Origin of the sequence: Undibacterium sp. TC4M20W (assembly GCF_049340245.1) — a bacterium.
In the GTDB taxonomy this organism is placed as follows: domain Bacteria; phylum Pseudomonadota; class Gammaproteobacteria; order Burkholderiales; family Burkholderiaceae_D; genus Undibacterium.
Map to the genome: position 1 here is coordinate 258,317 of NZ_JBMPPI010000003.1, position 19,655 is coordinate 277,971.

General features: G+C 49.6%; 33 protein-coding genes. 7 read left to right on the forward strand and 26 right to left on the reverse strand.

Going from position 1 to position 19,655, the window contains the following annotated elements:
• Positions 1-35: 35 nt before the first annotated feature.
• A complete protein-coding gene (locus ACO0LL_RS05620) occupies positions 36-386 on the forward strand; it encodes a hypothetical protein (RefSeq protein WP_422949898.1) in 351 nt (116 codons plus the stop codon).
• On the opposite strand, the gene ACO0LL_RS05625 is transcribed toward ACO0LL_RS05620, so the two are convergent.
• The 22 genes from ACO0LL_RS05625 to ACO0LL_RS05730 form a co-directional block, all read right to left on the reverse strand.
• On the reverse strand, positions 379-642 hold the full coding sequence (locus ACO0LL_RS05625) for a hypothetical protein (RefSeq protein WP_422949899.1): 264 nt from the start codon (positions 640-642) through the stop codon (positions 379-381). The two genes, ACO0LL_RS05620 and ACO0LL_RS05625, sit on opposite strands and share 8 nt — an antisense overlap.
• Before the next feature lie 61 nt (positions 643-703).
• Positions 704-844, reverse strand: a complete 141-nt coding sequence (locus tag ACO0LL_RS05630) for a hypothetical protein (protein ID WP_422949900.1) — start codon at positions 842-844, stop codon at positions 704-706.
• Positions 844-1,002: a hypothetical protein gene (locus ACO0LL_RS05635; protein WP_422949901.1), complete on the reverse strand. Its 159-nt coding sequence runs from the start codon at positions 1,000-1,002 to the stop codon at positions 844-846. Before ACO0LL_RS05635 ends, ACO0LL_RS05630 begins: the two co-directional genes overlap by 1 nt.
• Before the next feature lie 15 nt (positions 1,003-1,017).
• Positions 1,018-1,302, reverse strand: coding sequence for a hypothetical protein (locus ACO0LL_RS05640; RefSeq protein ID WP_422949902.1), 285 nt, complete (start codon positions 1,300-1,302; stop codon positions 1,018-1,020).
• A complete protein-coding gene (locus ACO0LL_RS05645; RefSeq protein ID WP_422949903.1) occupies positions 1,302-1,694 on the reverse strand; it encodes a hypothetical protein in 393 nt (130 codons plus the stop codon). The genes ACO0LL_RS05640 and ACO0LL_RS05645 overlap by 1 nt, the downstream gene beginning before the upstream one ends.
• Before the next feature lie 5 nt (positions 1,695-1,699).
• Positions 1,700-2,305, reverse strand: a complete 606-nt coding sequence (locus ACO0LL_RS05650) for a lysozyme (protein WP_422949904.1) — start codon at positions 2,303-2,305, stop codon at positions 1,700-1,702.
• Positions 2,305-2,997, reverse strand: a complete 693-nt coding sequence (locus ACO0LL_RS05655) for a hypothetical protein (RefSeq protein ID WP_422949905.1) — start codon at positions 2,995-2,997, stop codon at positions 2,305-2,307. Before ACO0LL_RS05655 ends, ACO0LL_RS05650 begins: the two co-directional genes overlap by 1 nt.
• Positions 2,994-3,749 (reverse strand): hypothetical protein, encoded by a 756-nt coding sequence (locus ACO0LL_RS05660; RefSeq protein ID WP_422949906.1) that lies wholly within the window; start codon positions 3,747-3,749, stop codon positions 2,994-2,996. Before ACO0LL_RS05660 ends, ACO0LL_RS05655 begins: the two co-directional genes overlap by 4 nt.
• A 23-nt stretch (positions 3,750-3,772) precedes the next feature.
• Entirely contained in the window at positions 3,773-4,147 is a 375-nt protein-coding gene (locus ACO0LL_RS05665; RefSeq protein WP_422949907.1) for a hypothetical protein, read from the reverse strand.
• Positions 4,129-4,407, reverse strand: coding sequence for a hypothetical protein (locus ACO0LL_RS05670; protein ID WP_422949908.1), 279 nt, complete (start codon positions 4,405-4,407; stop codon positions 4,129-4,131). The genes ACO0LL_RS05665 and ACO0LL_RS05670 overlap by 19 nt, the downstream gene beginning before the upstream one ends.
• Positions 4,407-4,694 (reverse strand): hypothetical protein, encoded by a 288-nt coding sequence (locus tag ACO0LL_RS05675; RefSeq protein ID WP_422949909.1) that lies wholly within the window; start codon positions 4,692-4,694, stop codon positions 4,407-4,409. The genes ACO0LL_RS05670 and ACO0LL_RS05675 overlap by 1 nt, the downstream gene beginning before the upstream one ends.
• A gap of 12 nt (positions 4,695-4,706) precedes the next feature.
• Entirely contained in the window at positions 4,707-5,561 is an 855-nt protein-coding gene (locus ACO0LL_RS05680) for a major capsid protein P2 (protein ID WP_422949910.1), read from the reverse strand.
• Between the two features lie 462 nt (positions 5,562-6,023).
• The gene (locus ACO0LL_RS05685; RefSeq protein WP_422949911.1) at positions 6,024-6,680 is read right to left on the reverse strand and encodes a hypothetical protein; all 657 of its coding nucleotides are present in this window, start codon (positions 6,678-6,680) and stop codon (positions 6,024-6,026) included.
• Entirely contained in the window at positions 6,667-7,077 is a 411-nt protein-coding gene (locus ACO0LL_RS05690) for a hypothetical protein (protein WP_422949912.1), read from the reverse strand. Before ACO0LL_RS05690 ends, ACO0LL_RS05685 begins: the two co-directional genes overlap by 14 nt.
• A 9-nt stretch (positions 7,078-7,086) precedes the next feature.
• The gene (locus ACO0LL_RS05695) at positions 7,087-7,401 is read right to left on the reverse strand and encodes a hypothetical protein (protein ID WP_422949913.1); all 315 of its coding nucleotides are present in this window, start codon (positions 7,399-7,401) and stop codon (positions 7,087-7,089) included.
• 94 nt (positions 7,402-7,495) lie between these two features.
• A complete protein-coding gene (locus tag ACO0LL_RS05700; protein ID WP_422949914.1) occupies positions 7,496-7,774 on the reverse strand; it encodes a hypothetical protein in 279 nt (92 codons plus the stop codon).
• Positions 7,774-7,929: a hypothetical protein gene (locus ACO0LL_RS05705; RefSeq protein ID WP_422949915.1), complete on the reverse strand. Its 156-nt coding sequence runs from the start codon at positions 7,927-7,929 to the stop codon at positions 7,774-7,776. Before ACO0LL_RS05705 ends, ACO0LL_RS05700 begins: the two co-directional genes overlap by 1 nt.
• The gene (locus ACO0LL_RS05710) at positions 7,911-8,441 is read right to left on the reverse strand and encodes a hypothetical protein (RefSeq protein WP_422949916.1); all 531 of its coding nucleotides are present in this window, start codon (positions 8,439-8,441) and stop codon (positions 7,911-7,913) included. Before ACO0LL_RS05710 ends, ACO0LL_RS05705 begins: the two co-directional genes overlap by 19 nt.
• A gap of 41 nt (positions 8,442-8,482) precedes the next feature.
• Entirely contained in the window at positions 8,483-10,147 is a 1,665-nt protein-coding gene (locus ACO0LL_RS05715; protein ID WP_422949917.1) for a replication endonuclease, read from the reverse strand.
• A complete protein-coding gene (locus ACO0LL_RS05720) occupies positions 10,147-10,470 on the reverse strand; it encodes a hypothetical protein (protein ID WP_422949918.1) in 324 nt (107 codons plus the stop codon). Before ACO0LL_RS05720 ends, ACO0LL_RS05715 begins: the two co-directional genes overlap by 1 nt.
• On the reverse strand, positions 10,467-10,658 hold the full coding sequence (locus ACO0LL_RS05725) for a hypothetical protein (protein WP_422949919.1): 192 nt from the start codon (positions 10,656-10,658) through the stop codon (positions 10,467-10,469). Before ACO0LL_RS05725 ends, ACO0LL_RS05720 begins: the two co-directional genes overlap by 4 nt.
• A 2-nt stretch (positions 10,659-10,660) precedes the next feature.
• On the reverse strand, positions 10,661-10,873 hold the full coding sequence (locus ACO0LL_RS05730) for a hypothetical protein (protein WP_422949920.1): 213 nt from the start codon (positions 10,871-10,873) through the stop codon (positions 10,661-10,663).
• 96 nt (positions 10,874-10,969) lie between these two features.
• Here ACO0LL_RS05730 and ACO0LL_RS05735 point away from each other — a divergent pair, with 96 nt between their 5' ends.
• The 4 genes from ACO0LL_RS05735 to ACO0LL_RS05750 all read left to right on the forward strand — a co-directional run bounded on the left by ACO0LL_RS05735 (position 10,970) and on the right by ACO0LL_RS05750 (position 13,854).
• Entirely contained in the window at positions 10,970-11,248 is a 279-nt protein-coding gene (locus ACO0LL_RS05735; protein ID WP_422949921.1) for a hypothetical protein, read from the forward strand.
• A 245-nt stretch (positions 11,249-11,493) separates the two neighbouring features.
• Positions 11,494-11,793, forward strand: a complete 300-nt coding sequence (locus tag ACO0LL_RS05740) for a helix-turn-helix domain-containing protein (RefSeq protein WP_422949922.1) — start codon at positions 11,494-11,496, stop codon at positions 11,791-11,793.
• A gap of 489 nt (positions 11,794-12,282) precedes the next feature.
• Positions 12,283-13,539 carry a hypothetical protein gene (locus tag ACO0LL_RS05745; protein ID WP_422949923.1) on the forward strand — a complete coding sequence of 419 codons (1,257 nt, stop codon included), beginning with the start codon at positions 12,283-12,285 and terminating at the stop codon, positions 13,537-13,539.
• A gap of 75 nt (positions 13,540-13,614) precedes the next feature.
• Positions 13,615-13,854 carry a hypothetical protein gene (locus tag ACO0LL_RS05750; protein WP_422949924.1) on the forward strand — a complete coding sequence of 80 codons (240 nt, stop codon included), beginning with the start codon at positions 13,615-13,617 and terminating at the stop codon, positions 13,852-13,854.
• On the opposite strand, the gene ACO0LL_RS05755 is transcribed toward ACO0LL_RS05750, so the two are convergent.
• Positions 13,841-14,314, reverse strand: a complete 474-nt coding sequence (locus ACO0LL_RS05755; protein ID WP_422949925.1) for a hypothetical protein — start codon at positions 14,312-14,314, stop codon at positions 13,841-13,843. The two genes, ACO0LL_RS05750 and ACO0LL_RS05755, sit on opposite strands and share 14 nt — an antisense overlap.
• 135 nt (positions 14,315-14,449) lie before the next feature.
• A complete protein-coding gene (locus ACO0LL_RS05760; RefSeq protein ID WP_422949926.1) occupies positions 14,450-15,496 on the reverse strand; it encodes a DNA-binding protein in 1,047 nt (348 codons plus the stop codon).
• Positions 15,497-15,701: 205 nt separating this feature from the next.
• Between ACO0LL_RS05760 and ACO0LL_RS05765 the strand changes: the two genes are divergently transcribed.
• The gene (locus ACO0LL_RS05765; RefSeq protein ID WP_422949927.1) at positions 15,702-16,682 is read left to right on the forward strand and encodes a site-specific integrase; all 981 of its coding nucleotides are present in this window, start codon (positions 15,702-15,704) and stop codon (positions 16,680-16,682) included.
• 39 nt (positions 16,683-16,721) lie between these two features.
• Positions 16,722-17,312, forward strand: coding sequence for a DUF2726 domain-containing protein (locus tag ACO0LL_RS05770; RefSeq protein WP_422949928.1), 591 nt, complete (start codon positions 16,722-16,724; stop codon positions 17,310-17,312).
• 28 nt (positions 17,313-17,340) lie between these two features.
• Here ACO0LL_RS05770 and ACO0LL_RS05775 read toward each other — a convergent pair whose 3' ends face one another.
• Together ACO0LL_RS05775 and ACO0LL_RS05780 are read right to left on the reverse strand one after the other, a co-directional pair.
• Entirely contained in the window at positions 17,341-17,823 is a 483-nt protein-coding gene (locus ACO0LL_RS05775; protein WP_422949929.1) for a Fur family transcriptional regulator, read from the reverse strand.
• Between the two features lie 542 nt (positions 17,824-18,365).
• Positions 18,366-19,649, reverse strand: coding sequence for a glycoside hydrolase family 47 protein (locus tag ACO0LL_RS05780; protein ID WP_422949930.1), 1,284 nt, complete (start codon positions 19,647-19,649; stop codon positions 18,366-18,368).
• Positions 19,650-19,655: the final 6 nt, after the last annotated feature.

Below are 19,655 nucleotides of genomic sequence, written 5' to 3' on the forward strand. Positions count from 1 at the left end.
GTCTCTTTAATTTCGCATAATTTATATTATGTTAAATGCGCGCTAAATTAAGAATACCAAGCATTATCCCGGTCTTTTTAAAAAATCAATCTTCCCTTCCGGCCTGCATTCTATGCTACTGGCCAACAGAATTCAAAATCCATATGTATCAAGATGCTACTGATTTATTCGGTGAAGTCGTCATCACTGAACACGACCTGTTTTTGTGGGTGTCCGCAGTAAGTCCGCGCTGGCTGACGCCGGAGCGCTCCTATCGCAATTACCTACGGATGTACAACGTAGAGGAAAAAGTCCGCTGCTCAAAGCTGCGCGGCGAGTTTGACAGACGGGTGCAGGATGTCTATAGGCCATGGCACGAGCGCCTGGCCTTAGACCTGATCACATGATGAACTTTGCCCGGTCAGACCATGGCACATCGGCATCCGACGAAATCAGCTTAGGCTGATACATGGGCTCACCAACAGCAAAGCCCTGATACTGGCTGCCTGTCTTTATCGGGTCCGTGACAGCTTGCCGCAGTTTGTCCAGCATATCAACCGTAGGCCTGTCAGCAGCCGGCGCGGCAATGGATTTCTTGACCAGATAATGCGTATAGACGTACCAGCCGATGCCGCCCAAAACGGCGAGTTTCAGCACGTCCATTATTTGCGCTTACGCTTGCGGAATTGACCGTTGGATTTGCGTGGGGGTGTTTTTCGTTTAGTCATGGCGTGGTTTGCTCAAGTAAGAGTTCTATTTGTGTCTCGATTTTCACCAGGCGCTTTTCTACCTGAATGATGTACCAGACACACGGAATAATCAGCACATTGCTGACTTGGAGGATGTCCGCGAACGTGAAAGACATTATGCCGTCGCCTTTTCCGCGATCACGCCAGCCAGCGCACCAGACACAGCGCTTGCGCCATGCAGGTAGATGGCATACTGAGCCGGGAGGAAGTTAGCCAAGACCTGAGCCATGACGCCCAGACCTGCCCATGTGGATGCTTCTGTAAATCGTTTCATATTTTCACCTGGTTGTTATGCGCCCATGTTGCCGAGCGCGAGAGCTTCAAGAATAGTTGCTTGCTGTTCTGTGATACCTAAATCTCGCTGCAAACTGCCTGTGGTTTCCACCACATTCAACGCGCTGTCTTTCGTCGCGCTGTACACAATCGGCTTTGCGATTTCTACCCCTTTTTCTACTACGGAGTTGACCGCATCGCCCACTACACCAAACAGGCCACGCCTATAGACGTAGATGCCGACGACCAGCACCGCGCCGACCTTGATCAGCGTCGCATAGTTGTCGAAACTGAGTTTCATCAGCCTACCGTCCAATCCTGTTCAAGGCCTGTTGTGGACAGGTTTGCCGGGACAATCACGTCCGGGCTGGCTTGGTCCCATGCGATTTCCTGCACGGTCTGATTGTTCAGGTAGTTGGCGCTGGTCAGGTAGGCGTATTCACTGCCACCTAAGATAGGTGCGCCGGTCGCAGTCTTGGCAGAGCCACCGCCGAACATGCCGGAGATAAAGCTGCCGAGCGCACCGCCCAAGGCCTGACTTACGCCGGTGCCTGCGCTGCCTGGCATGGAGCCAGTACCCAGCGGCGCATTCGCCTTAAACAGACTGCCAGTGCCACGCGCCTGAGCGCCACGGCTGTACCAGATTGCGCCTGCGATCAGGACGATGCCTAACAGCGCGTCATTGTTTTTCATGGTGGTCATGCATATACCCCGTTCTCAAAAAGGTTGATTTCACGGTTTCGCCTGTTGCGAATGCCGTTTTTGTATTCTGTTGCTACCCAGCCGATAGACTCAGCCGCAATATCTCGGATGCCCTGCCCTGCGTTGACTGCATCAGCAAACTTCTTGAAGCTGCGCGGGCTCATGTTGTAGGCGATATGCACCAGTGCATCAAACTGAGCCTGATTGACTGGCACGGTCACATAGAGTCGCACCCATTTGACGGCACGGTTTTCTAAGTCGTCTTCAAACATGGCTTCCGCTTGCGCCTGGGTAATCGCTGACAATGGCGTCGCCGACCAGTGACCATAGCCGACAGTCCAGCCACCATCATTCAACTTGTATGGTTGCAGCTTCAGGCCTTCACTGCCCTTTATGTCCCGCTTGATCTGGTCGCTTGCTTGCATGTCGCTTAATTCCTGAGTTCCTATGTACCCTGTTACTTCGTCCATTTTGTCGGCTATGACATCGGTCAGCCCGTAGTCTTCGCCTGTGGCTGCCGCCACCTCTTCCGCTGCCTGCTCCAGTGTTGTGAGGATGATGTAGGCCGCGCCGAAGATGGCCGCGCCAAGCACCAGCCGCATTACAGCACCGTGTAGTGAAGCATCCGAAAGAACCCGCTAGGGTCGCCGACCGTTCTGTACCAGATGGCCTGCCCTGCCGGGACTAATATCGCATTCTGCAAATACACGTCGCGCGCGCCATAAGTGCCGGCAGCGCCTACCGTGTCCTGCGAGAGAATCACTGTGCCGTCAAAGATGGCTGTCGGTGCCGTCGCTTTTGCTATAAACGATTGTCTGCCGCTGCCAGTCCAGATCAATTGCGCGTTGTGCACAATGACGCCGTTCACGTTGGCAGCCGCTGCCACAATTTGCAGGTTTGTGTTTGCTGTCTGCGGCGATGTGTCGGCATAGCTGCCAGTAATCGCCTCTGGCCGGTCAATGACGTGCGGTATGTTGTTGATACCGACGCTTTGTCCAGGCGCAATCACTGTCGTGCTGAAAATATTTGAGTCACCAAAGACGCCGTCACCGATGATGAACTGGCCTGTGATTGTGCTGGTGCCGTCCTTGCTGCCTATGTACCATGTCCCGACATTGACAGGCAGGCGCATCCATTGTCCGGGCTTCAGGTCGAAATCTTCGCCGCGCTCTGGTTTAATGGTGATCGTGGAATTGCCCGCGCTGGTTCCGTTCACGTAATAAAACGCGAACCCGGATACTTGCAACATCGACTTATTCATCGCCGCGCTTAGCGCGAAGTCATAGGTTTTCATATTGGCAGTTTCCCTTTAGAGACAGCCATCACAGCCACCACTCCCGCCGCAACTACTGCCGCGATGATAAGTTTCTGATTCGGGTCTGCCTTGCTTGCTGCCACCTGGCTACCTACCTTATCGATGGTTTGCTGGGTGAAGCCCATCACATCGGCTGCACTGGTCAAACTGTTGGCGCTGGACCTGGCCGCAAAGTCGAATGCGGTTTTCAGGACATTCATATTGTCAGCCGTGGTCTGGTTCAGGTTGTCAAATGCTTTATTGACCACCGCGCCATTGTTCGATATAGCGCCGGAAGACATAGCCGTCACAGAGTCAAGTGCCCTGCCCAAGAACCCGAAGTCAGTTACCTGCGTAGAGCGGTTACTGTAGTCCGTCATGGACGTGTTGCTGTTGTTGGTCGAGCGAGAGTCTTGCGTACTGATGCGGTTATCCGCGAAATTGGTAGACCGGTTGCTATTGTCCGTAAATTTTGTACTACGGTCAGACGAGTCGGTCATGTTGGTAGACCTGTTCGACATGTCAAACATGTTCGTACTACGGTCTGACGTGTCGGTCATGCTGGTATTGTTCACAGCACTGTTATCGACTACGTTATTACTTCCGTTTATACCCGTGCCATGGTCGCCCATGGTCATACTGTTGTCAGTATTTGTTGTGTTGCTACTTGTGGTAGTCGTGTTGCTGGCGTCGCTGTTGGAGCTGCCGCCGATAGAGCATAGCTTGTTGCCGAACAACTCTTCGCTATACATCCTATTTTTTATTCGCTTGAGGCTCATATTTTCTTTTTCATCCAGTATTCAGCAACTTGGTAGCCGTGCTTTTTGGCCTGCTTTACCAGTCCCGGTCTTGCAGTGCGAAACATGATTTCAGTCACATGCCCCCGGCTTACCTTATCCATGTGTCCGGCCAAGAAGTCGCACAGGTTGAATGACGCCCTGCCCGCTGCCGCCGTTATCCAGAGCGTTTGCCCTTCGACTTCAGCGACGAAAGCACCGACAATTTGCCCGCCCTCTTCCAGCTTCCAGCACGTACCTTTTTGCATGAGCTTGTCAACGTCATGCCGTGCGCCTGGGTTTGGCTTTTTACCCCTCAGAGGCGCGAGAATATCGCGCACCTCATCCGGGTTACTCAGCGCAACATCAACCATGCGCCCGCAGCGATTGCAATGTACAAAATCGGGATGCCGCCAACACTGCCAGCGAGTGCGCCCATGTCACCAGCGCCCCCGGCATTGCTTGGATTGCTGGTTCCGTCTGCGCTCTGACTGCTACCCTTCGTATGACTCTGCACGTTGTGGATGGATATCCACGGCATATTCATGCTGACAGGGATAGCCGCCGAGCTTTTTGCATCGCTTGGCCCACCCCCACCCGCCGAAATGCTCGGTATGGTGAAAGGGAGCGCCATTACTTTTTACTCCCAGCCAGCACAACAAACAGAATGCCGCCAATGATCAGCAGATTCATGGTGTTTTTATCTGCCGTCACCTGGACAGTGCGATTCTGCTGCAACTGCCCATCTGCATAAGCACCGTTGACCATCGCGCCTATGGCATTTTGGGCAGCGCCCTTGATGCCTTGCGACACGACATAACCCCAATCGACAGCGCCATCAGCGCCCGCGTTAAGCATGTTCGCCGGAATTGCGCTGTAGCCGTCGTTGTCGCCGAACAGCGCGTTAGATTCATAAGACATGCTTACCCCCTATTACAGGTTAGTAGCAGCGTCGAGAACTTCCGCGATAGCTGTTACTTGAGCGCCGCCTGCATCTGCTATGTACGCATTGAATTCAAACGTGTCATAGATCAGAGCGCCTGCCGCGTTGCCGTTACTGATACGGCGCATTGTGGTGATATGCGCGTCGTGGTTGTTGTCGATAATAAAATCAGCGACGTACAGACCGGCTTGCGGGACTTTCTTGAAGTTCGCCTGATCGAAGCGATTACCCAAGTCAGTTTGGTCAAAGAAGACCAAACCATTTTTCTTGATTTCCAGCCTGTTGACGTTGCCGTTAGTCGTGCCAGTCCATGCCGTACCGGAGTAAAACAGCCAGATACGTTTCATCACAGCGCCGCGCATGTTCAGAGGCAAAGTGAATTTGCCTGCCGCGTTTGTGCTGAAGCTGAAAGGCTGGAATTTCAGCACAGCCGGATTACCCTGCGCGCCTTCAAAGTAGCCGATAGCGTCGATTGTCGGAGAGGCTGCAGCCGCATTGATGTAAAACTCAAAGTAGACCTCACCCAATGGCAGCAAGGCCATCAGATCGAAACCGCCCACTTCCTTGACCGGGAAAATTGCCTGATCACGTTCTACAAAATTCAGGTACAGCACTTTTGTGTTGTCTGCCTCGTTTTTGTAGTTGTTGATTGCATTGATCTGTGCATAGGTCAAGTCCCAGATCACGCGGGAGCCGACCTTGATGCGGACGCGATCAATCAGGGATTTAACGAAATTCAGATTCAGCTTGAGGCCTACCAGCGTGAAGGCTTCAGCCGGGACGCGCAGTGTTGCGATGGAGCCAGCAGCCACGCCTACAACTTGTTGCATTGGTTTGTTAAACATGGCCTTAGTTTCCTGTCAAAGCGCGTTGAATGAGATTGCGAGTAATCGACACTTGATTACCCACGTAGATGACGGCCAGCACGATGGCGGCAGTCTTGAGAGCTTCTTTTATGTGTGGCATGTCAGCCCCTTATTTAGGCAAAAAGTCACTGACAACCGGGATTGTCATTGTGTTGTTGAGCTTCTTTGCGATGGCGAATACCAGCAAAATAAAAGCCGCGTTTTTCAGATAAGCTGCCATTTGTTTTCCTCACGTTTGGCTGTTGTCGTAATTCTTGATGAGAGCCTTTAGCCGGGGACTTGACGCCACGATGATGGCGACAATCACAAGACCGATTGCATAGCTAATCGTGTCCTGACTGACTTTTTGTAGGCTCGGTAAAAACTTGTTCATGTAGCCAAGTTAACGAGTTTTAGACGTGAAAAACAGTGATGGCGCGATGCCTACGGATACGCTTACGCCTAGGCAGAAAACGGCTTCTCTTTTATGCGTCCGGTCGTGGTTATGACGCCACTTTTTAGGCTTCTGCCCTTGCGCTCCCACTCGATGTAATGCAGGTCAGGCAAATCATTGATGACGTCCGGCGATATGTTCATGCGCTGCGCTATGGCTTTCCGGTGCGGTTCCTCACCCAGCCAGCCACAATGCACCAGCGTGGCATTGGATAAAAATGCCTTATCCACCTGGGCCGGGTACTGGCTGCAACCGATGACATGCACACCCTCATGGCGTCCGCTGTTGCACATGCGCCGCCACATAGGTGGAGCCCATGACGGCTTGGTGAAATTACTCAACTCTTCCACCAACAGCGTGCAGTTTCCCGCCATGTATGCCAACTGGCAGACGTGACTAAACACCTTATCGAAATGCTCCTGAGGGCAGTCTTTCGGGAACACGTAGCGGACACGGAAGCCGCCGCCCGGAGCCTTGACTACCATGCGCGTCATGTCGGCCATGCTGGTGAACGGGCTGGCAAATTCGCCGTATTCGTCCTGAGGGTCAAGGATGATTATTCGCTTAGGTTTTAGCCTGCGGAGTTCGCGCTTTATCCACAATCCCTTACCGGTGCCGGACTGCCCCATGACAGCCCATATTTTTGCGTCGTTATCCGTTGCCATCAGCGCCCTGCCCTATCGGCTTGTTTGCCTCAGCCTCCCGCATTGCCTTGCGTTCTTTGTAGGCCAGCACAGCAGGCATTGCAAAGCCGATAGCCGCCATGCCAAGCATTACTTCGGGACTGGAGACACCCGACCAGCCGTATTTATCCGCAACCGGCACGATAGCCCGCGCCAGATTCATCTTGGCTTCAGGCGTGTAGTATTGCGCCGTCTCAGGGAATGCCGTCGTAATCGCCCATGCCAGCCCTTCAGGGACTATCAGCCATTCCATCGCTGCCGCGTCAGGGTCTGGAGGCAGAACACCTGGCAATTGCTGCGCCTCTTCCATGGCGATGGCCGCGCCAGCGTCGATATTTTCGCCAGCCGCCAGCATGGTATTAATTTCTTGTTCGGTCATGATCAGCCCCTAGAATGGCAATAAGCCAAATGCGGGCTTTTGAGCGGTTTTTATGGGTTCCGGTACGGATACAGGCTGCGCTGGCTGTTCGTTGACTGGCTGCGCGATTTCCGGCGCTGGCAGGTCTAATTTTTCTTTCCTGGTGATTTTGAGCAGATGCCTTGCCTGTTCGTCGTTCTTTGTGTGGAGCTGGCACCCGCAGCCACGGCAATGGACGTATGGATACGCCTGGCCTGTGGCCTTGTCGTTCTTTATTTTGACGTGGGCAGCATCGTGCCCACAATTGAGGGGGCAACTTGTTCGCCCCAAGATATCGCTTGCCATACTGGTTCCTCATTCACCACGCCCGGTAAGGCGTGGCTTTGTGGTTGCGTTTTTGGCCTTGTGAGCCTGGACGCGAAAAGAGAGCCCGAACTTTTTACGCTTGCGCCGGTTCCGGCAACAGATGCAGGATGACGCCGAGATGTTCTTCGATGGCATCCAGTTTTTCATTCACCACCGGGTCAATTACGTATACCGGTTTTTCGACTTCCACCGGGGGCAACTGCACAGCGGCATCCGGGGCATCTACTGCCGCATCTACTTGCTGCTTTGCCGCCCTGAAATCCGCGTCGTCATAGCTGATACGGCCATAGTTATCACTGATCTTTGCGAACAACGCCGCAACGATCAGCAGTGCATCTTGTTTTTGACTCATTATTTCAACTCCTGAAAGAGAGCATCCCAACCGAGTAGGCCGGAAAGCTTGATTAAAAAACCCCTTATGGGGGTAGGCATCATCATGCGATATTGCTTGACAATTTTTATTGCATCCTGTTCCAGCTCTTGACTGATCAGTGTTTTCTCTTGCATTTGGTCGCTATCTCATAAAGCCAATGGGCGAAGGCTTCCGGCGTCGCCTCCCGTTCCCGTTTTGTTATCTCTGGTCGGCGCTTTTGCCGCGTACCATTCTTGCGCCGGCCAGAGCTGGCAACCACACAGGGAGCCTCACCCATCACAAACGGGATTTCAGGCAATTCACCCGGTTCCATCCCGACTATGTACAAAATCGTTTTCTTTTCTGCCCTATGCCCCCACCAATGCTGGTTGACGATGATGGAAAAGCCGCCCCATGCATCCCTCTCACCTGGCTGTGGCAGTCCTGCAGCCGCCCACAGTTTCGACTTGGCCGGATGTTCAAGCACCCCGCCCACTTCCCTTATTTTCCAGACAGCGAACAGGGCTAAGTCCTTTTCGTCATCGCGTGGCTTTGCCATGTGCGCCAGTTGCCCCCATGCGCGGCATGGTGGATGCGCGATAACCGGCGCAGTGCCTTCGTATTTACGGGCATCGCGTTCCATGTCGTAACAGTCTGTAGCTGGCATGGTCTTGTAAATTGAGTCAGGTCTGACGAACAGGGCAGCAATCATTCTCTGGCCTTCCACTTTTTAATAAATTCGTCCACTTCGGACGAAAAATTTTTATTTTTTGGGTCATATTTGACCGTTACCCATGCCGCGCCATCACCGGGAACCCCTCTCCCATCACCACCCCTGCTACAGTTATTTACACCAGTCCAAGGAAGGTCAAGAGCAACACCATGCCCCGCTTTACCATCCACTCTTTTCCACTGAAAACGCCGAGACTCGTACACAGCAGCAGGATTAGAAGCGCAATACACACCGCACGGCCTGCCATGTATGTACGTTGCATACTTTCCCAGCACCTCGATATCTCTTGTCGCAATTCGTATATCGAATCCCTTGCCACATCTTGACTTTCCAGCCCGCCAAAAGTCTGCGAAATTCGCAAGCGCGTCTCCCACTCGCTGCACTGATCGCCAAGCGCTCCGTAATGAATCAGGAGCGCGAGAAATCGAATCAAATTCCACACGACGCAACTCACGCCACACACCAACAGGAGCGCCACCAATTTGCTGAAACTGTCGTATTCCATGTAACTGACTCCAGTAGGTAACCCGCTGGCTTGGCGTGATTTCTTCATTGCCTAGCAAGTCAGTCGTGACAGTCCAGCCGTCACTTGTTTTATGGTCGCCCACATGAGCGCCATCAATGTTCTTTGCAACGTATTTGGCTATGTAGCCCGCAGCAGTACCCTTGCCTGCATCGATATTGACCAGCTTCACGCGGTTTTCTTTCGCGCCCTGCTCCTGACCATCTTCTTTCAATGCGTACTTGCGGATGATGGTTTCCATCATGGCCGCATGCTCTGGAGCCACAAACAGCAGCATGTGCCAGTGCGGGCAACCGTCATGATGTGGCTCAGCGATGCGGAAGCCGTAGGGCTGTATCCCTCGCTTATGCAATGCGCTACGTATACGTGACCATATCTTGCATAGGTATGCCTGGGCCTGCCTAGGCGTAGCGCCGCAGTATTTCGGGTTCAGGTCGCCGGACTTGCTCAGAATGGCGTGATACTTTGAAGGGGCAGTGATCGTCCAGAACATGCCGGAGTGCTTCAGGTCTTGCGCGATTTCCTCAAAGCCGCGTATCCGGGTCATGAGTTCACCCCGGCGTATGGCCTTATTGCTTACACCGAGTTCGGAAAGTTCGGCCAGTGTATAGCGATGGCCCTCTTCGTTTTCCAGCTCAACCTTTGCCAGTAGCGCCGCATTGTCTGCGTTACGTTTGCGCTGGCGTGCTGCGGATTCATTGGACAGGTATATGCCTGCTTTGTAGGAAGTGAAACCAAGCTGGATAGCGACGTGCTCAAACCGTCGCGCATGCTCTTTGCGTATTGATCGTACCCACCAGTTGCGATCAAGCGCACGCTTAAGGCGCTCTTCCTCAGTCGCCCCCAGAGGTACGGGTATCCCATGGCGTCGGCAGAGAACCCCGATAGCAATAAGCACATATTCTTTCACCTTGTGAATGTCAATGTAGGAATAGACCTCTTTCACGGCCATGTCAGCCGCGCAGTACATCTGGTCTTCTGTGGCGTCGATAGGCAAGCGGTCGCGCTCAGCCTGGACGCTGTGTATGACTTGTGATTTTTTTGGGTGCCAGTCGGTATCCCGCGACAGGATGATGCCCATCCGGCGCGGGAACCCGTTGACGTAGGTTTGCTGCATCAGTGATGCACCTCACACACACCCGGCAACGAACCGCCTTGCATGCATTTGCTGATCACTTCCATTTCATTCATGAGGCGACGCATGGCCACATTGATTTTTCCGCGTTCCAATGCCGTGAACTTGTTCAGGGTATCGTCAGCGCGTTCTTTAGGCAGGTTTGCCGACATGACCGCGATACGGCGCACGGCAATGCTAAGGCGGTTCCAGTGGGCAGCGCGTACCGCTTCACGGTCAGTTTTAAGCAGGGCCAGTGCCGTGTCGATAGCGGCATTTGCATTTGCGTGGGAAATTGCGTCCTGTTCGTCGGCTGTGGTTTTCACAGATGCACCTTGTCATGAACAGGATTAACTGTGAAGGCTGTAGCGTTATCCATCACAAATTCGCAATCAGCGTCAAGCTGAAGCCTTGCCACTGCCCGCATTTGCGCGGCCACTGGATTTGCAGCTTCAACACCCACGGAATACACGACAAACGCGCCGCTATAGATGACAACATGATAGGCAGCCATGATCAGCCCTTTTTCAAAGCGTCGTAAGCATCAGCAACACGCTGGTTTTCTTCCTCTTCCTTGCATACAGCAAGAACATTGTGAAAATCCCCTATCAGTCCTTCAATTGTCGGTACATCGAAATGCTTTACGCCCAACTGCATACGCGCCATCATCAACGTAGTGATGATGACAATCGCCTTTTCTGAATTCATTTCCATGTCAATTTGTCGCATGATCATCCCCTATGCGGCTATATTGAAATTGCTCTGAGCTGGTACACTCTTCCCTGCAAATTTCATCAAGTAGTGCATTTCACCAGGAGAAATAGAATGCAAACTGTTGTTTTCGCAGGCCACGATATACCTGACTTCGACGGGCAAATCACCGCAAACCTTGTCTTGGAAGTAGTAACTGAAAAAGCCGTCAGGTTTGAACGCATGCAAATCGGTGTACGCAACGAACACGGCCACATCTACCGCGCCATTGGCGTAAGCGGCCTTGACGTGTTTTTGGAGGTCACGATAGAGCTGGAGAAGATCGGACTCACTGACGAGATTGAGAAATATGGCCCCAGTCGTCAGGGTTACGATGCTATTTTCAAGAAGTGATGCAATTTTTTTCATATACCCGTCCTAGGATTTTTTCCTCTTAGGTCGCCTAATGGGGGGCGGGCAGTCTTTGCGTACCTAGGAGGGTGGATTGATTCCCGCCCCAGACCGCAATGTATGTCAACAGATATGAAACGTCAACACTTATGAAACGTTGCCGTTGTAAAAACGTTGCACGTTTACGATACGTCAACTATCATGCCGCTATGCCTAGGACTAGGCGCACGTATCCCTAGGAGGGGAAAATGAACACTATCGAATACCTAAACCTAGCCAAAGAAAAGCTTGGTATCACATCTGATTACGCACTGGCCCAGCGCCTGGGTGTCACCCGCTCTTACATGAGCAAACTCATGGCCGGAAAATGCCATCTGTCCGACGAATTGGCGCAAGCCGTCGCTGCAATCATCGGTTTTCATTCTGGGATTGTGGTCTTGGATATGCACCGTCAGCGCGCTACCTCCCCTGCTGACGTGAATTTGTGGAATGAGATTTACAAGGGTTTTCTCACGCTATTACTGCCCGCTAAAAGGACTCTCGCTTAGGATTTTTTAAGCGACGTTCGCAGTAATACGCTATATTTTAGCGCGCATTGTACAGGTATTTATATTATGTTAAATAGAATGCGGAAATGGTCAGTCAAAAACTAGAAAACATGGCCTCCACAATACGCACAATCATTGCCTTTTTTACATTGCAAGCCGACAACACGCCTAGTAATCCAGATGATGCAAGAAAATGAACAGCTGGCTGGCTTGCATTATGGGAGCGCTTGCTGGTGATCAATGCCCCCTGCATCACTTTACGGCGTGCCCGCTAAAAATCCAGGTAGTCGACAGGCTGCTGCCTCTACGCCCACGTCTCCGAAACAGTAACGGGCTTTTCATTAGTGTTGATCGGGCTGGATATTTTGCCCCGCTTTGCGCGGCCGCTTATATCATTAATAATTGAAAAACTGTTACGCTAATTCGTTGCAGGTAAATAAGCTATTAAGTTCTAGCTGATCAATAGCCATGAAGCATAAAAAGGAAACTATGAGCATCGACACACTTAAGCAAATATGCACTGATAACAAAATTCCATGCGAAGAGATTCTATTGGACACGTCGAGCGGCCGACGACTTGCTATTTCAATGCAAAAGGCCGAAGAGCGAACTTTGATATATGCGTTAGAAGGACGAAATTTAGATCAATTCGACGAAGTTCCAGATTTTTTTGAATACCGTCTTATTAAAGGCTATGCAGGGATATGGTCAGAAAAACATAAAACTGTTGAGTGTATTATAGATGGCAATCACGGAACGCTTACTATGATGTTTCTAAAGCGAAAAATTTCTGAGGAGTGTTGGGATCGTACTAATCAAGACAATGCTTTCCTAAACGTACCATCGCCAATACAGGATTCAAAGATCACAATTGGTCAACCGACAAGCGCATTTGAACTAATTCACAACGCAAGGAACGAATATCCGTCGCATGCAGATTATAGAAACGTTCTCGCGTACACCACAATTAGAATCAACAATGTAGCGATTAAGTCACATGCGGAGGCTATCAAATTGGTCAAAAGCATATTTTCAACCATTTGCTTTAATGTGAATGTTTTAACCGATATCCCAATACAACTACACCCAGAACAAACTGGCACAGGACGTTCGATTTCATTTGATGATGAAAAAGTAAAATTAAATGCCCCAAGGTATCAATATCATGCTGAGCCACTATCCATGTTTTGGCTGGCAGACAATCTTAAAGGTATGCCTTTACAAAGGTATTTTTCATTCTATCAAGCCATTGAATTTTATTTCACAATATATGCTGAGAAAGAAGCCCAAAGTAAAATAAGGGGTCTTTTGAAAAGTCCAGCGTTCAATGTGGACGACGACAAAGAATTGTCGAAAGTACTGAACGTGATTAAATTTAGTAAGTCCAGCAACACATTCGGCAACGAATTAAGTCAGCTAATGTCTACTCTTTCTAATTGCGTCAACGAAGATGAACTAAAGAAATGGCTGTCACAAAATACCGAGAGAAAAGAATTTTTCAACTCAAAGGAAGCAAGAAAAATATCTACTAACACTTTCACTGTGGACAAAAGTAGTGAATTAACCAAAACAATTTCGGAAAGAATTTACAATATTCGTTGCAGAATAGTGCATACAAAAGGCACTGAAAACAATGTAGAGGTATTCCACCACTTATCAAATGATGCGAAATACCTAAAATACGACATTGAACTTATAGAATACATATGCAAAGAAGTAATTGTATTCAACGGCAGCCCGCTCTGATAAACACTAATTAAGCAGCTGACACCAGAAAGAAGCTACAATACGAATATTATCAAAATTTCAACAAAGGACAGTATGACTACTCAATTCTGGGACATTACATACACGAATCGCGAAGGGGAAAGCGACACCATTCGTATAGAAAATACAGGAGAGCCAACACCAAACGACGCTGCTTTAAAAATACGGACAAAGCTCTTAGGTGAGACATACCTATTACCGGATATGCCACGAGGCCAAGAAAATCCCACTTTATTCACTCTGCAATCCTACGGATACAACATCACGAAGATTGCAAAAGTCACCGAAACGTAAAAATTTTCTGAAGCTGGAGCACCAGCAAGATTTCAGATTTGGCATTTTCGGAGCCTTTCGAATGTAGCAAGGCAGGCAGAAACGAAAGACCGGAATGTGATCCGGTCTGCTTGTCCTGGCTTAGCCCACCTAATACAACTACGTCACCATCCTGCAAACTAAGCGTGGTTTCAACTTCCCTTTTGCTCAGTGTCGGAGAGTTATTTACACCAGTTGTGGTTTTCACAAAATCGCTGATCTGCTGGGTCACGCCCAGGTCAATCACATCATCCCGCACAACTGGCCGGAGATCAAAGATCATGCCGGACGGCTTATATTGGATGTCTTGAACTGGTGCGCCTCCTGGCATTGGATAGGACGCAGCACCGAGAACCGGCACATCTTGGCCGGCGCTGAAATGGCCTGTATTGCCAGAGCCAACCCGAACAAGAGTTTCTGCAACGTTGCGCTTACTTTGCACTACTACTGAGCAGTAGCTCTGGTCAATGAGAGAATCAGCAGAACCTCCCGGCACCTGCTTTGGTAACTACCACCCTGCCCTCAGTCGGGCTAAAAAATTTCCTTGCATAGGCAAGGTTCCAAGACTGCACTGCCTTTACTTGCCCGCATGAGGCTCTGTGTCTTCAGGCTTCATTCTTTCGCGCAGCAAGTTTTTTAATTCCACCATCATCGTCTCCTGCGCCTCGATCTTGGCTTTCGCGGCATTCAAGTCCAATTCTATTTGGCGCAGGTGTTGCTGAAGCTCGATATTTCTGGAAGAAAAGTCTGCCAGTTGGGCTTTCAATTCAACGATTAAAACGTCCTTCTCATTCAGTTGTGGCTCCAGCAATTTGGCGCGTTGTTCGATTACGCGCAATGCTTCTACCTGGCTATTGAGTTTGCGGTAATTGGTTTGCTCTTCATAGATGGATTTTTGTGCTTGCGCTATTTCTGCCACCCAGCGGGCACCGTCCTGGTTGAGTCGCGTTATTTCATTTTGTTTATTGATCAATCCTTGTTGCAACTGGCGTTGCTCTGCCTGTAGTTGTTGTACTTGTTGCTCATGGCGCCGGATATCCTGATCACGTTGCTCTTTCACGGACATGCGGTAGTGTTCAAGCGCATCGCGGGCATGTTGATGTTTTTCTTCCAGCGACTGCCGGTGAACCTCATTTTCAGCTAGACGCTCCCGCAGATCAATGACTTGCTGGGCCAGGGTATGGTGGGCTATGGACTCGGTTTGCAGGGCTTCCCTGGTTTGTTCGTGCGACGCTATTTCTTGCTTGATGGCGGCAATTGTCAGGTCGAGTTTTTCTTTTGTCTGCGCATTGCTGGCTTTGAGCTCGGCAATTTCTACTGCATGCAGACGATCCTTTTCAGTGCATTGAGCTGCCATTTCCGCAATGCGATTATCTGCTTCAGATTCCAGTTGAGTGGCTAACTGTGCCACCAGGTTTTGCAGGGCTTCACTAATGGGGGCTTTGCTGCCTGAATTGCCGCCGCCCTCCTCTTCCAACTCTTTGAGGTATTTGTGAATTGTGGTCTTGGAGCCGGTGTTGCCAAGGACAATTCTTACCGCATCGACTGACGGATGGCGCCCCTGCGCTATCAAGGTGTTGCGCGCTTTTTCGACTTCTGACTTGTATAACCCAGTTCTCGCCACGACTTTTCCCATGAAATATCATAATGTATTACGTACCATGTAATTACATACTAAAATATTACTTTAAATTATAGATAAAAGCTATTTAATTAGCACAGGATAAATTAATATTATCCTGTGTTAAGCTGAAATCCGTTAAAATTACCCCATAACCACTGCACATCCAATTTGGACGGACTATGGAGAAAACGGCATTGGCAGGCTTATGAGTAAAATCGATCACTATTTACACGCCGGCTCGCGTGATAACACCCGCGCCGCATATCAGGCAGCGATCAGACATTACGAAATCGAATGGGGAGGCTTTTTGCCCGCGACTAGCGAAAATATTGCTCAATACCTGGTTGATCATGCAGAATCACTGGCAATGAATACGCTACGTCAGCGGCTTGCCGCATTAGCGCAGTGGCATATAGACCAGGGCTTTGCTGATCCAACCAAAGCACCTCTCATCAAAAAAATACTTCGCGGCATACAACGAGAGCATCCTGCCCAGGAAAAACAAGCCAAGCCGTTCCAGCTTGAGCAGCTTGCTCCAGTTGACCGTTGGCTGGAGAATGCAATTGCCGCTGCAAACGCATCTGGCGACCTTGCCGCAGAATTAAGGCACACCAGAAACCGTGCTTTATTGCTGCTTGGGTTTTGGAGAGGGTTTCGTGGCGATGAACTGACGCGACTGCAGATTGAATACATAGAAATCGTTCCTGGCCAAGGCATGAGTTTGTTCTTGCCGCATACAAAAAGTGATCGCCAAAATAAGGGGAGCACTTTTAAAGCACCTGCTCTAAAGCAGCTCTGCCCTGTTGCCGCTTATGCGGCCTGGAAAGAATTAGCGGGGCTCACATCAGGGCCCGTATTCAGGTCTATCAATCGCTGGGGGCGTATTGGAGATGATGGCTTGCATATGGATAGCCTGATCCCTCTGCTACGCACCATCTTCGAAGATGCAGGTGTAATTAATGCAGATGATTACTCGGCACACTCACTCAGGCGTGGATTTGCGAATTGGGCAAGCAGCAATGGCTGGGATTTAAAAACGCTGATGGAGTACGTGGGCTGGAAAAGCGTACAAAGTGCGATGCGCTATGTAGATGCAGTTGATCCATTCTCGCAGCATAGAATTGAATCAAGCTTGTCACTACAAGGCAACGCATCAAGTCCAAAATCACGCATTACTACAAGTTAATTGTTTATAATTAAATATTGCTAAATATTTAATTTTTTTATGTCGGTCGCCAGCAAACAAATCCTGGAAGCACTACCCTTGTCACTTTTCAACGCGGTGATGATCCTGATCATCGGACTGCTGTTTATGGCGATGGCCGTTACTTACTGGCAAATACTTAAGCAAAGAAAAAATCCAGACAAGTACAGAACTTCAGAAGTTTTTGCGTCATTGCGCGCTGTCGGAATATCAACAAGAAAAAGGCCGGTGCTCTCCATGCGGGAGCAGCCTATGTATGGGCAACTCGTAAAAGCCTTCCCTGAGCATGTGGTGTTGGCGCAGGTATCGTTCAGTGCTTTGCTCGAGACGAATGATCTGGCGGTCAGGAATAGATACTGCAGAAAATATGCAGATTTCGTCATCTGCACCAGGGCATTTGGGGCAATTGCCATCGTCGAATATGATGACTCCAGTCACAATGGACGGGAAAAGGAAGATGCGGTACGAGAATCTTTCTTGATAGCCGCTGGCTACCCTGTTTTCAGATACAGGAATATCCCTGATTTACAGAAATTGAGACAGGATATTACGCCTGAAGCCTTGAAATTTACTAGCCCCACATTGCCGGCATCTCTGGCAGAACAGATATAGCAAATGTAGATGTTATTCTGGATTGCCGCTACTTATGCCCGGCACTTTCCAGTTTTGTTGCTGCATTGACTCGTATTAATAAAGGTGATGATGATGTTTCCATACCATGCTGACGCACCAGCTGATCTAATTTCCCCCGGAGTTCACTTTCATGGACAGTGATACTGCGCCCTGATTGTTCACAGACCAGGCATATTTCTTCGGCAGCGATGCTTGCATTAGCTAATCGGTATTTGGCCTTACCTTCTACATCAAAAGAGCGCTGCAAAAAATTGATCGACGTCAAATCGGCAAGAACTCGATAAATCGTTGTGATACTGCCTAGCCTGCCCTGCCTTAACAGTTCTCTCAAAATATCTTCTGGATAATGGTAGCCTTCGCCGATTTGAATAATTGCCGCCAGCATTCCTACGCGGCCAACAGTCGGGCGCAATCCTGCGCGCTGCAACTGTTCGGCCAGACCCGGTATTTCTCCCGAATTCATCGAGTTGAGTCTAATTTTCTTTTCCATTTTTACCATTCAAACATGCCTGTAGGGAGTGCAATTGGCTATGCGCGACCAGAATGGCATAAACAAATGCAACAAACAAATAATAATGATTCTCATTCATGTTTGCAAGAGGCATGTTTATATTTTTATACTTTAATGTGCGTTTTTACGTTCCATACTTTGGTTCTGGATATAAATAGGACTTACGCAAAATTGGCCTCGACGATTTTTGCTTCGGCCATGCACAGATCTCAATGAGCACAATAAATACAGCGAACCCCAAACCGTCATTCCCGCATGCTTTTAGCGGGAATCCATCGTTGTTCAACCGTAGACCGATGGGGCCGATCAGGCATGGATACCCGCCTGCGCGGGTATGACGAATTGGGAAGTTCGGTAGACTGCAAACTTGGGGCGGTTTTGCGTAAGTCCTAATAAACCTTATGCTGACCATTAATTGAAAAGTATAAAATTGATGTGACGTCATAACTTGGTGAAAACGAGAGCAAGAATGCAGTCATCAAGCCTTTTATACTTTTACAAATTTAAATTCACAGAAAAATTTACTTTATCTGTAACGGGTGCGCCTCAGTATTAAAAGTAACTTTATCGAAATCCAGGGCAGATTTTGGCGCAAACAAAAGGTAATAATATTTGAAGGTTTCGGCAAACAAGAAACTTTCCATGGAATCGTCCTTTTCTTTGCTGCGCACATCTTTCAAGGCAGCATAACCAGACTCGCTGCGGCAATATTTCACGAAGTCTTCAAAAAACTCCTTACCCATGAGGCGGTATTTTGCCTCACCAGTAGTGCGATACAGGTAATAAGCTGACTCAATAATTTCTGGCCGCAAATGATAACTGCCAGAAGTGACGGTCATAGTCTTATAGTCAAGCGACTCTGGTTCAATACCATGTATTCGCCACATCTTCAAACCAGAATCCTGTAATCGCTTAGCGCGTTCCACATCGCCACTCAATACCAGCAGCGCTGGCATGAACGCATCAAGCGCGCCGTAGCGGCTTGCCGTGCGTGCCCCACTTTGCATGTTTGCACGCCCGTACCAAAATCCACTATCGACCTCATCGCCGAGATAACGATTAACGCTGTCTATACTAGTATCCCACATGGCCTTGCAATCTGTATCGCCAAACAAGCGCCAGCATTTATAGATGTATTCGTAGTAAGAGTCGATACCACCACCGATGTGAGAGTTCTGGTCGGCCCACTCCCCTGTTTCTACATTAATGCGCGCTCCAACCAGGCCGATGGACGAGCGGCGCTCATAGGTTGCCACCAATGCCTTTTTCGCTTTTTGGAAATAGATGGGCTTGTTGCTGAGTTTACTCAGCATGCCAAATTCCAACAGCAGCGTACCTGTCTCCGCCGGGTTGCTGACATTGCCACGTACTTGCCCGGTCTTGAGATTCACATGGGTATAGGGCAAGCCGGTGGGCGTTTCAAATACTGGTAATAATCGTTGTCCCAGATCTTCAGCAAGATTCAGCAGACGCTGGTCTTTTGTTATTTGGTAAGCGGATAGCAGGCCACCCAGCAGGCGAATCGTGATTTCAAAATTCTGGACATAGATATCCTGGTCAAAATTGAGCTTGGAGACGATCAGGTCTTGCGCTTCTTTTGCTTCTTTTTTCAAGCCCATGATCAGGAAAGTATCCAAGGCATCCACCGGTGTCATTAACAGTGAAGTGCCATACCAGTCATGTGGCGTGCGGCTCAATGGTTTTACTGCGTCATGACCCCAGGCAAATTGCTTATATGCTTGCCAGGCATGTTGGGTTTCGCGTTTTACCTTGTTGGCCATGAGCTGCGATTGCGCTTCAGTCATGCTGTT